Raw genomic sequence first — 12,653 nt, forward strand, 5'->3', positions numbered from 1 at the left:
TTCGAACCCCATATCTAAAGGTCTCATTTTTCTGATATAATGTAGAAAAACAGCTAAAGGAAAGACTATGAAACCACTACTTGAAACCATCGATACCCGCTTTGGGACTGCCAGCAAACACGCCTTTTCTCGAGGAAATACCCTGCCCTACACGGGCGTCCCTTTTGGGATGAATTATTTTGTGCCTCAGACCAGCGATCAGGAGGGAGCTTGGTTTTTCGATCCGCATCTGCCCATTTTTCAGGGGATTCGATTAACCCACCAACCCAGTCCTTGGATTGGGGACTACTCTTGGCTCCTTCTGACACCTGTTACAGGCCAGCTAGGTGGAGATAGCCTCTTTCACCGCCAGTCTTCTTATGATATAGATAAAGCTTGCTTCCAGCCTCACTATTTGAAACTCTTTTCTCTGCGCTATCAGATTGAAACCCAGCTTACACCGACATGCTATGGCGCTTCTATTCGTTTGGAGCAAAAGCAAGGCAAAGCCCTCTCCCTCTATCTTCACGTAGCAGATGAACTGACAGTAGAACAAATCGATAAGCGGACTCTTGCTCTGCGTCAAGAGGGAAAAACAGAGACAAACAAAAATACGCTGATACTGTTTACTGCTTTACAAATGAATACGGATATTCTTGCTATCACACAAGAAGAGGGAGACTGGCGAATTGACTTAGCAAGCAGTCAAGCCGAGATTCAACTAGCAACTTCTTTCATATCGCCTTCTCAAGCTCTGCTTAATCTACCTCAAAAGGACTTTGACAGCTGTAAAGTAAATGCGAAAGCGGACTGGGAGAATCTCCTCCATCGTTTTGACATACTAGAGACAGGAGAGGCTGACCGGACCTTCTTTGACCACTGCCTCTACAGACTCTTCCTCTTCCCGCAGACTTTTTATGAGGTGAACGAATCAGGGCAAGCCATCCACATGGATCTGGCTACTGGTACTGTCAAGCCCGGCGTCCTCTTTAGCAACAATGGCTTCTGGGATACCTTCCGCACCATCTTCCCCCTCTTTGCCCTTGTCATACCGGAACACTATCACCGCTTTCTAGAAGGTTTCCTTAATAGCTACCGCGATACTGGATTCCTTCCAAAATGGCTGGCTCCAGATGAACGTGGTATGATGCCTGGTACTCTATTGGATGGCATTATCGCAGATAGCGCCTGCAAGGACATGGCCCCCGACCTAGAAGAAGAACTCCTCCAGGCCATGCTGGAAACAGCCAGCAAGTCCGACCCTCTCGGCATCAATGGTCGCCACGGACTAACCCAATACCAAGAGCTTGGCTACCTCTCTACCGACCACCACGAAAGCGTCAGCCATACTCTAGACTACGCCTATAGTGACTTTTGTATCGCCAACTGTGCCGAAAAACTAGGTCAGAATGACATCGCGAAAACTTATAGAACTTCGTCACAAAATTACCGCCATCTATTTGACGCTGATACAGGTTACATGCGAGCGCGTGATTATCAAGGAAACTTCCGCCCCGACTTCTCTCCTTATAGTTGGGGACGCGACTACGCCGAATGCTCTGCCATTCAAGCGACCTTAGGCGTCCTCCACGACATCCCAGGCTTAATCCAGCTTATGGGTGGAAAAGAAGCCTTCAGCAATTATCTATTGAAAGCCTGTCAGGACGCTCCTCTCTTTGAGACGACTGGCTATGGTTACGAGATTCACGAGATGAGCGAGATGGCTACCGCTCCTTTTGGGCAAATCGCCATTTCCAACCAACCGAGCTTCCACATCCCTTATCTCTTCCGCTACAGTGACTACCCTGACTACACTGCTCTACTCATCAAGACCTTGCGTCAAAAAGCCTTTCACCCAAGCTGGGAAGCTTATCCTGGCGACGAAGACAATGGCAGTCTCTCGGCTTGGTACATCTGGTCAGCTCTTGGATTCTATCCGACCTGTCCAGGAAAATCAAGTTATGATCTCGGAATCCCTCTCTTTGACCACCTCCGTATCTACCTGGCTAAGAAAAATAGATGGCTGGATATCCATGCCGAGCAAAACCACAGCCATTTCAACTTTGTCAAAGAATGCCGATTGGACAAGACCATAGTATCTAGCATTCAACACCAAGAGCTCTTGAAAGCTGAGCAACTAACCTTTACACTTAGCTGGTTGCCAAATCACTCATAACCAAAAGAACCTTTGCATCGCGCAAAGGTTCTTCTTTTATGAAACTTGGACCTGAAGCTGGTCAACCAGCTGACCATCTACTGTCAAATTCAGATAAAAATCTAAGCTTTTATCTCCTGCAAAATACAAGGTTGGTAGCGTTAGCCTTTTTTCAGTCTCACCAGCTTGAAACGTAAGGACTTGAATCTCGTCCCGATAGGCGACACCATGCACACCCGTCCCTGGTTGAATCGAAATCTTAGCTTCTAAAGGACTGCTAAATTCTATGCGCCTCACTGTAAAGTGGACATTTTCTCCCTTGGTCACAGCTAGACTTTTTTCTGAAAACTCTAGTTGCTGAACAGTTTCTTTTTTCGACAAGGTAGGTGTTTTATAGAGTGAAATCTTGGTCAACAAAGGCAAAGCCTGTGCCTCTGTAATGGTCACGCGTATCTTCTGCGCCTCAACGACTGATCCTCGTAAGAGACGTTTGTAGCCAACAGTATAACCAGAGCCAAACTCCTGCCAGGCACCATCCAACTCTACCTGAACATGGAAAGCAGCGATGCGTTGCCCCAACTTCAAATCTTCTCTTAACTCAATCACATCAAAAGTTTTAGGTGATCCTAAATCGAGCTCTAATTGGATTGGCAACTCTGCATCACTTGCCCAAGAACTGGTCTTCCGTCCATCTGTCAGGTGAGAACAGGCAAAGTCTGGTGATAGAGCCGGACCAGATACCTTGGCTCCCAAAGCCAAATCTTCTTTATAGAGCTCGTCACGGTAGGCAGCAAATTCATAGAGACGCTGGATATCCTTCTCATCAAAGAGCCCATCTTTATTAGGGGGAATATTGAGCAAAAGAGGGGTTCCCCGTCCCACTGAGTGAAAGTAGATTTCGACCAATTCCTCGAGAGACTTGGGATCCTGATTCTCATGGTAAAACCAGCCCGGGCGAAGCGAAACATCTGCCTCACCGATTGAAAATAGCGTCCCCGAGGTATCTCCGTGCTGTAAATAATCCAATGCAGCTTCTGTCCCCAACTGATCTGGCTTGACTTTTTGCCACAAGCGATCCCCTGCATAGCCTCGTTCATTTCCAATCCAGCGAATACTAGTTCCCTCAGTTGAGAAAATCAAACAATCTCCCTGCAATTCACGAATGGTTTCAAACCAAGTCTCAAACTCATAGTTGACCTTTTGAGCGCCCTCTCCTCGAGCACCATCCATCCACACCTCAGCGAACTTGCCAGCATTGCCATAGGCAGGATTTGATAAGATTTCCTTCAACTGAGCTAGATAATAGGCATTGTAGTCCGCTTCTCGGTCCACGTGATAGAGGGGACTGTGAGCATCCCAAGGAGACAAATACACTCCCAAATCCATGTCAAACTCAGTTGCGGCTTGGGAAACTTCGAGAAGCAAGTCCCCCTTTCCATCCCTCCAAGGACTAGTCTTGACCGAATAATCTGTATGGGCTGTCGGGTAGAGGACAAAACCATCGTGGTGCTTGACCACCAAAATCAGCTTTTTAAAACCTGTTTCTTTGAGCACTCGAACCCATTCACGCGCATCCAACTTGGTCGGGTTAAAACGCTTAGGATCCTCTTGCCCACTTCCCCATTCCTGGTCATAAAAGGTATTGGGGCCAAAATGGATAAAGGCAGCTAGTTCATCCTCTAAATAAGCTAGCTGGGCCTGGCTTGGTAATGGTCCATGTGGTTTTATGTTCGTCATCATCACATATCTCTTTCTCTTGTTCACAAAGTTATCCACATCTTGTGGATAAGAAAATCAGGTCTGGTATTTGAATCATATTTTCAAAACCATCTCTCTTTCGCCAAGCATATCAGCTACAAATGGCCTTGTAGCGGGGAATCCCGCTCTCACTATCTCAAAGACTCTCCCATAAGGATGTTCTTATATTTGTGATTCATAAATACTATAGTTCCGTTTACTTTAAACTTATCCACAGGTTGTGTATAATCTGTTGCTTCGTTGACTATAACAAAAAATAAAAGGAGCGTCAATATGATCGACCTCTCTTCCTAAATACTCGGAAAAGATTCTATAATTTGTACAATATGTATCCCGAAACAATTCCCAAAATATATTTCAGATAAGTTTCATGAAATCTTCTAACAACCTTACAATCATGTTCCTCCTTGATTTCTCATCAACATCGAATTAAAATTTGGACATTTTTTCTTAAAATGTAAAATTCGGCATAATTTTTTTTAAAAATATTATATTCTTTTTAATCAAAGTTTATACATTTATTTCCTCTAATTCCTTTTGCTATCGTATAATAACATAAAATACTACTAAAACCTTGTTTTGTCCGAATTTTTAATCATTTTTTACTATTGACACGCCTCTGAGAATATGATATAACGTAAATGTAAGCGGTACCAAAAAGGTGCCACCGTGAAAATTTTTAAGGAGGAAAACACATGTCTTCACATCCAATTCAGGTATTCTCAGAAATTGGGAAACTGAAAAAAGTTATGTTGCACCGTCCAGGCAAAGAGTTGGAAAACTTGTTGCCGGACTATCTCGAAAGGCTTCTTTTTGATGACATTCCATTCTTGGAAGATGCTCAAAAAGAACATGACGCATTTGCTCAAGCTCTTCGTGATGAAGGAATTGAGGTCCTTTACCTAGAGCAATTGGCGGCTGAATCATTGACTTCCCCAGAAATCCGCGATCAATTTATCGAGGAATATTTAGACGAAGCCAACATCCGTGGTCGTCAAACCAAGGCGGCTATTCGTGAATTGCTTCACGGTATCAAGGACAACCAAGAATTGGTTGAAAAAACTATGGCAGGAGTTCAAAAAGTTGAATTGCCAGAAATTCCTGAAGAAGCAAAAGGCTTAACTGACTTGGTTGAGTCAGACTATCCATTTGCAATCGACCCAATGCCAAACCTCTACTTCACTCGCGACCCATTTGCAACCATTGGTAATGCCGTATCGCTTAACCACATGTATGCAGATACTCGTAACCGTGAAACTCTTTATGGTAAATACATTTTCAAACACCATCCAATCTATGGTGGAAAAGTAGAATTAGTCTACAACCGTGAAGAAGATACACGTATTGAAGGTGGAGATGAGCTCGTTCTTTCTAAAGACGTTCTTGCAGTAGGTATCTCTCAACGTACAGATGCAGCTTCGATTGAAAAACTCTTGGTGAACATCTTCAAGAAAAATGTTGGCTTCAAGAAAGTATTGGCATTTGAATTTGCTAACAACCGTAAATTCATGCACTTGGATACTGTCTTCACCATGGTTGACTATGACAAGTTCACAATTCACCCAGAAATCGAAGGCGATCTTCGTGTGTACTCTGTCACTTATGAAGATGAAAAACTCAAGATTGTTGAAGAAAAAGGTGACTTAGCTGAACTTCTTGCGAAGAACCTCGGCGTAGAAAAAGTTCATTTGATCCGTTGCGGTGGTGGCAATATCGTAGCAGCTGCGCGTGAACAATGGAATGACGGTTCCAACACTTTGACCATCGCACCTGGTGTAGTCGTCGTTTATGCCCGCAATACCATTACCAATAAGATTCTAGAAGAATACGGGCTTCGCTTGATTAAGATTCGCGGAAGTGAATTGGTTCGGGGCCGTGGTGGACCTCGTTGTATGTCTATGCCATTTGAACGTGAAGAAGTATAATCGCTGTTCAGTATTTGTCAAAAAATGTAAAAAAATAGAAAGAGGAAATAATAGAATGACACATTCAGTATTCCAAGGACGCAGCTTCTTAGCAGAAAAAGACTTTACTCGCGCAGAGTTAGAATACCTTATCGGTCTTTCAGCTCACTTGAAGGATTTGAAAAAACGCAATATCCAACACCACTACCTTGCTGGTAAAAATATCGCCCTCCTGTTTGAAAAAACTTCTACTCGTACACGTGCAGCCTTTACAACTGCAGCTATTGACCTTGGTGCTCATCCAGAATACCTCGGAGCAAATGACATTCAGTTAGGTAAAAAAGAATCTACTGAAGATACTGCAAAAGTTTTGGGTCGTATGTTTGACGGGATTGAATTCCGTGGTTTCAGCCAACGTATGGTTGAAGAACTAGCAGAATTCTCAGGTGTTCCAGTATGGAACGGTCTAACTGACGAATGGCACCCAACTCAAATGCTCGCTGACTACTTGACTGTTCAAGAAAACTTCGGTCGCTTGGAAGGCTTGACATTGGTATACTGTGGTGATGGACGTAACAACGTTGCCAATAGCTTGCTCGTAACAGGTGCTATCCTTGGTGTCAATGTTCACATCTTCTCACCAAAAGAACTCTTCCCAGAAAAAGAAATCGTTGAATTAGCAGAAGGATTTGCTAAAGAAAGTGGTGCACACATCCTCATCACTGAAGATGCTGACGAAGCAGTTAAAGGTGCAGACGTTCTTTACACAGACGTTTGGGTATCAATGGGTGAAGAAGACAAATTCGCAGAACGCGTTGCACTTTTGAAACCTTACCAAGTCAATATGGACTTAGTGAAAAAAGCAAACAACGAAAACTTGATCTTCCTCCACTGTTTACCAGCATTCCACGACACTCACACTGTTTATGGTAAAGATGTTGCTGAAAAATTTGGCGTAGAAGAAATGGAAGTAACAGACGAAGTCTTCCGCAGCAAGTATGCTCGTCACTTTGACCAAGCAGAAAACCGTATGCACACTATCAAAGCTGTTATGGCTGCTACTCTTGGAAATCTCTACATTCCTAAAGTATAAAACTTACTCGTATACACAACACAGGGGTTGAGACGAAAGCTATGATAGCTTATCAGTTCTAGCGAAAGAAAGCAAGGATTCCGTTTGACAGATTTGCCACCTTACTCTTGTCATCTTCCTGCTTCCTAGTCTCATTCTGATAAACGTCGGCTGTGCGTTCAACCCCTTTTATTAGTAGTAATGACTAATTTGTCTTTTAAAAAGACGCTACCTCCACTTCATATTTTATCATCATACCTGCCTCTAGCTCTTGGAGTTCTGTCAGGTTTACCATATTAAAGGAAGGAGAGCTCATGTCTCATAGAAAAATCGTCGTTGCTTTAGGCGGAAATGCCATCCTCTCCACTGATCCATCTGCCCAAGCTCAACAAGCTGCTCTGGTAGAAACAGCTCGTCATCTGGTCAAGTTGATTCAAAACGGAGATGAACTGATCATCACTCACGGAAATGGTCCTCAGGTGGGTAATCTCTTGCTTCAACACTTGATGGCAGATTCGGAAAAAAACCCTGCCTTCCCCCTTGATTCTTTGGTTGCCATGACCGAGGGTAGTATCGGTTTTTGGCTACAATGTGCTCTTGATAACGCATTGCTCGATGTAGGACTTGATAAAAATGTCGCTTCTGTTGTTACCCAAGTTATAGTAGACAAAGAAGACCCTGCCTTTATCAATCCCACCAAACCAATCGGTCCATTCTACTCAGAAGAGGATGCCAAAGCTGAGAGCGAAAAAACAGGAGCAACCTTCAAAGAAGATGCCGGTCGTGGCTGGCGTAAAGTGGTGGCTTCACCAAAACCAATCGACATTAAAGAAATCAACAGCATCCGCACCTTGCTCGATAATGGTCAAGTTGTCATCGCAGCAGGTGGAGGAGGTATCCCTGTTGTTAAAAATGAAAACGGTTACTTGCGTGGGGTCGAAGCCGTTATCGACAAAGACTTTGCGTCTCAACGACTAGCAGAACTCGTCGAAGCTGACCTCTTTATCGTCCTTACTGGCGTAGACTACGTTTATGTCAACTACAATAAACCAGACCAAGAAAAACTTGAACACGTTACCGTCAGTCAACTAAAAGAATACATCAAACAAGGACAATTCGCACCGGGTAGCATGCTACCAAAAGTCGAAGCTGCTATCGATTTTGTAACCAACCGCCCAGAAGGCAAGGCTGTTATCACTTCCCTCAGCAATCTAGGCGCCTTGATCGAGTCCGAAAGCGGAACAATTATTGTTAAAGACTAGCCATTTTAACCCAAGTACAAGCTCTAACTAGGAGTACTCAGGTAAACCAACATCATTCGTTTTTATACTTTGTGGCATAGTTTAGGAGGAAAAACAAATGAGTGAAAAAACAAAAAAAAGGTTCCAAATGCCTTCATCTTACACTGTTTTGATCATTATTATTGCTATCATGGCAATCTTGACTTGGATCATTCCAGCAGGTAAGTATGACACGAACGAAGCAGGTGGCCTCATTGCAGGTACCTATCAAACTGTTGACTCTAATCCCCAAGGGATTTACGATATTCTAATGGCTCCAATTCGGGCGATGCTCGGTCACGAACCAACTAAAGCCGCTATTGACGTAGCCTTCTTCATCCTCATGGTTGGAGGATTTCTAGGTGTCGTCAATGCGACAGGCACACTCGATGTTGGTATTGCCTCTATTGTTAAGAAATACAAAGGACGCGAAAAAATGCTGATCCTCATCCTCATGCCCCTCTTTGCACTTGGAGGAACAACTTATGGTATGGGTGAAGAAACCATGGCATTTTATCCACTCCTTGTTCCTGTCATGATGGCTGTTGGTTTTGATAGCATTACTGCCGTTGCCATCATTCTACTAGGTTCTCAAGTTGGCTGTCTTGCCTCTACTCTCAATCCTTTTGCTACTGTTATCGCCTCTGATACAGCGGGTGTATCATCTATGGACGGGGTTATCCTTCGTATCATCTTCTGGTTTGTTATGACAGGTATTAGTACTTACTTTGTCTACCGCTATGCAGAAAAGATTCAAAAGGATCCCACAAAATCACTTGTCTACTCTCAACGTGAAGAAGACCTTAAACACTTCAATGTCACTGATAACGAAAATGCTCCATCTGTCTTGAACAAGAAACAAAAACATGTTCTTGCCTTGTTCATCTTGACTTTCATCATCATGATCGCCAGCTTTATCCCTTGGGTAGACTTGCATATCACTCTATTTGAAGACTTCAAGAATTGGTTGATTGGTCTTCCTGTTATCGGTGGAGCTATCGGTTCATCTGCCTTACCTTTCGGTAGCTGGTACTTCCCAGAAGGGGCTATGCTCTTTGCTGTGATGGGTATTCTTATTGGTGTTGTTTACGGCCTTAAGGAAAGCAAGATTATCTCTACTTTTATGGCTGGTGCAGCAGATCTTCTCACCGTAGCCTTGATTTGTGCAGTGGCTCGTGGTATCCAAGTTATCATGAATGACGGTATGATTACTGCAACTATTCTACACTGGGGTGAAGTCGGACTTCAAGGTCTCTCTTCTCAAGTCTTCATCGTTTTGACTTACCTCTTCTACCTTCCTATGTCATTCCTTATCCCATCTTCATCTGGACTTGCTAGTGCTACAATGGGAATCATGGCACCACTTGGTGAGTTCGTTAACGTAAAACCTAGTCTCATCATCACTGCCTATCAATCTGCATCTGGTGTACTAAACCTTGTCGCTCCAACTTCTGGTATCGTTATGGGGGCTCTCGCGCTCGGCCGTATCAGTCTAGGAACTTGGTGGAAATTTGTTACTAAACTCATTGTCGTTATTATCATTGTGAGCATACTTCTTCTTATCCTAGGTACCTTCCTACCATTCCTTTAGAACAAAGTGTGAGGTAAAACGAATGACCGTCTACATCACTGACTCCATTAAACAGTGCTTTATACAGAGTCTAAAGACTCTCATCTCCTACCCATCTGTCCTCCAAGAAGGGGAAAATGGAACACCTTTTGGACAAGCTATCCAGGACGTTCTAGAAAAGACGCTGGAAATCTGCCGTGAACTTGGCTTTAAAACTTATATTGATCCCAAGGGCTATTATGGTTATGCAGAGGTTGGTGAGGGAGAACTCCTTGCCATCCTCTGTCACTTGGATGTTGTGCCTGCAGGAGATTTGTCAGATTGGCAATTTCCTCCATTTGAAGCAACTATCAGAGAAGGCAAACTCTATGGACGAGGGGCACAAGACGACAAAGGTCCTTCACTCGCAGCTCTCTACGCAGTGAAAAGCTTGCTGGACCAAGGCATCCAATTTAAGAAGCGCGTGCGTTTTATCTTTGGTACGGATGAAGAAACTCTTTGGAGATGTATGGCACGCTACAACGCCCTCGAAGAAACAGCCAGTATGGGATTCGCCCCTGATTCGTCATTTCCTTTGACATACGCTGAAAAGGGGCTCCTTCAAGTCAAGCTTCTTGGCCCCGGCTCTGATCTTCTCAAGCTTGATGTCGGAGGTGCCTTTAATGTCGTACCAGATAAGGCAAGTTACCAAGGTCCTCTTTATGAAGCGGTTTGTAGAGGTTTGAAAGAAGCTGATTATGATCACCAAACCACAGACCAAACCGTGACCGTACTCGGGGTACCTAAACACGCCAAAGATGCTAGTCAAGGTGTCAATGCAGTCATTCGGCTTGCTAGTGTACTCGCACCTCTCCAACCCCACCCTGCCCTCCATTTTCTAGCCGACAAAGCAGGGCAAGATGGTAGAGGGCTTGGAATCTTTGGAGAAGTTGCTGATGAACCGTCTGGTTCCCTTTCCTTTAATGTTGCAGGGTTGACCATCAATCCCGATCGCTCCGAAATTCGGATCGACATACGTATACCTGTGCTAGCAGATAAGGAGAAACTGGTGGCACAGCTCACTCAGTGCGCCAAAGACTACCAACTTGACTACCAAGAATTTGACTATCTAGCACCCCTCTATGTCGCAAGAGATAGCCAACTCGTTACTACTCTTATGCAAGTTTACCAAGAAAAAACTGGAGATGAGACTCCTCCTCTCTCGTCAGGTGGTGCTACCTTTGCCCGTACCATGCCAAACTGTGTAGCCTTTGGCGCTCTTTTTCCAGGAGCACAACAAACTGAACATCAGGCAAATGAAGCAGCTGTCCTAGACGATCTTTATCGCGCTATGGACATCTACGCAGAGGCGGTTTACCGTCTCGCAACCTAACTGGATGATCGTTTCTACCAAAAAATCCCGCAGATTTGCGGGATTTTTTCTTGCATCAATGCGCCAACATTTCTTGGGCGATTTCTTGACCAGATAGCTTATCTGGATAGTAGGTTGGCCAGTTGTCCATCTCCTCAAAGAGAGCTTCTTGACTGGTGCCCCCAAAGAAGATATGGAAATGTTCTGCCTTGACTGGGGCAATATTGTGGTCGCTAAACTGAACATACTTGAACTGTCCAGCATTCGCATCGGTCGCTTCAAAGAGGAAGCGCACCCCACGATTACCTTTCTTATAAGTCAAGATTTTCTTGCCGACATACTTATACGTAAATTTCTTGCTTTGGCCACCTTGAACAAACTCCATGGTATTGTCCGTGATGTTGATCTTAGTCACATCTGTCTGATAACCTTTTTGATAGTAGGCCTTGTACTCATCTTTGGTCATCTTGCCAGTCAATTTAGCCTTGTAATCAAAAACTTGATCGAAGGTTCCATCCTCAAGGAAAGGATAGACCGACTGCCAGTTGCCAACATAGTCACTCAAGGCGCGGTCCTTGACATCTGCATCCTCAAAGTAACCATTGTGAACTGTCTTGGTGTTTTCTTCCTTCTCTGGCTCAATTTCTGGTCCTTCTTGGTCTGTTGTCTGCTTCAAAGCCTTGAGGTTTTTCTCCATCACGGAGATATAGTCCTCACCAGCCTTGGTTGCTTCTTCTGTCAGACTTTCCAGCGGATTGAGCACATCTAGTTTGACACCTGTTTCTTTTGAGAGTGTATTGGCTAGGGCTTGTGAGGCATTTTCTTCAAAGTAGATATAAGAAATCTTGTTTTTCTTGATATACTCTGTCAACTCTGCCAAACGTGCTGCTGATGGCTCTGCATCTGGTGAGAGACCTGAGATGGATACTTGCTTGAGACCGTAGTCCAATGCAAGGTAGTTAAAGGCAGCGTGCTGGGTTACAAAGCTCTTTTGCTTCGCTTGAGACAAGCCATCTGTGTAGGTCTTGTCCAAGGCTTTTAGTTTCTCGATATAGGCAGCCGCATTCTTCTCAAAAGTCTCTTTTTTATCAGGATAATCTGCTGACAAGCTGTCACGGATATGCTCTACTAGTTTGATGGCGCGTGCTGGTGATAACCAAACGTGGGGATCGTAGTCGTGATGGTGACCCTCACCGCCATGGTCATGCCCTTCCTCTTCTTCCTCACCACCTGGCAAGAGGAGCATATCACCTGTCGCCTTGATGGTTTTCACTTTTTTCTTATCCAAGGATTCTAGTAATTTTGGAACCCAAGTTTCCATATTTTCATTTTCATAGACAAAGGTATCTGCATCTTGGATTTTAGCAACTGCCTTGGCAGACGGTTCGTATTCGTGAGGTTCTGTACCAGCACCGATTAGAAGTTCTACATTAGCGGTATCTCCTGCGACTTGTTTGGTAAATTCGTAGACAGGGTAAAAGGTTGTCACGATATTTAGCTTTCCATCTGCCTGCTTTTGATTGGAACAAGCCACTAAAAACAGAGCACATAGACTAGCTAGTAGTAAGCTAATTTTTTTCATTT

8 protein-coding genes are annotated in these 12,653 nt (G+C 44.1%); 6 read left to right on the plus strand and 2 right to left on the minus strand.

The window, feature by feature from the left end; all coding sequences use genetic code 11:
• The first annotated feature begins 67 nt into the window (after positions 1 to 67).
• A complete protein-coding gene (locus K1I53_RS05810) occupies positions 68 to 2,155 on the plus strand; it encodes a GH92 family glycosyl hydrolase (RefSeq protein WP_223328711.1) in 2,088 nt (695 codons plus the stop codon).
• Positions 2,156 to 2,191: 36 nt separating this feature from the next.
• Here K1I53_RS05810 and K1I53_RS05815 read toward each other — a convergent pair whose 3' ends face one another.
• Positions 2,192 to 3,871, minus strand: coding sequence for an alpha-L-fucosidase (locus tag K1I53_RS05815; protein ID WP_223328767.1), 1,680 nt, complete (start codon positions 3,869 to 3,871; stop codon positions 2,192 to 2,194).
• 716 nt (positions 3,872 to 4,587) lie between these two features.
• On the opposite strand from K1I53_RS05815, the gene arcA reads away from it, so the two are divergent.
• The 5 genes from arcA (at position 4,588) to K1I53_RS05840 (ending at position 11,090) form a co-directional block, all read left to right on the plus strand.
• Entirely contained in the window at positions 4,588 to 5,817 is a 1,230-nt protein-coding gene (gene arcA, locus K1I53_RS05820; protein ID WP_000094625.1) for an arginine deiminase, read from the plus strand.
• A 55-nt stretch (positions 5,818 to 5,872) separates the two neighbouring features.
• Positions 5,873 to 6,889: an ornithine carbamoyltransferase gene (argF, locus tag K1I53_RS05825; RefSeq protein WP_000149840.1), complete on the plus strand. Its 1,017-nt coding sequence runs from the start codon at positions 5,873 to 5,875 to the stop codon at positions 6,887 to 6,889.
• A gap of 293 nt (positions 6,890 to 7,182) precedes the next feature.
• Entirely contained in the window at positions 7,183 to 8,130 is a 948-nt protein-coding gene (gene arcC / locus K1I53_RS05830; protein ID WP_125399186.1) for a carbamate kinase, read from the plus strand.
• A gap of 97 nt (positions 8,131 to 8,227) precedes the next feature.
• Entirely contained in the window at positions 8,228 to 9,739 is a 1,512-nt protein-coding gene (locus K1I53_RS05835; protein WP_223328712.1) for a YfcC family protein, read from the plus strand.
• A 22-nt stretch (positions 9,740 to 9,761) separates the two neighbouring features.
• Complete coding sequence (locus K1I53_RS05840) at positions 9,762 to 11,090, plus strand: dipeptidase (RefSeq protein WP_223328713.1); 1,329 nt, start codon at positions 9,762 to 9,764, stop codon at positions 11,088 to 11,090.
• Positions 11,091 to 11,145: 55 nt separating this feature from the next.
• Here K1I53_RS05840 and K1I53_RS05845 read toward each other — a convergent pair whose 3' ends face one another.
• Positions 11,146 to 12,651 carry a zinc ABC transporter substrate-binding protein AdcA gene (locus K1I53_RS05845; RefSeq protein WP_223328714.1) on the minus strand — a complete coding sequence of 502 codons (1,506 nt, stop codon included), beginning with the start codon at positions 12,649 to 12,651 and terminating at the stop codon, positions 11,146 to 11,148.
• Positions 12,652 to 12,653: the final 2 nt, after the last annotated feature.

Origin of the sequence: Streptococcus oralis (assembly GCF_019929365.1) — a bacterium.
Lineage (GTDB): Bacteria > Bacillota > Bacilli > Lactobacillales > Streptococcaceae > Streptococcus > Streptococcus oralis_BT.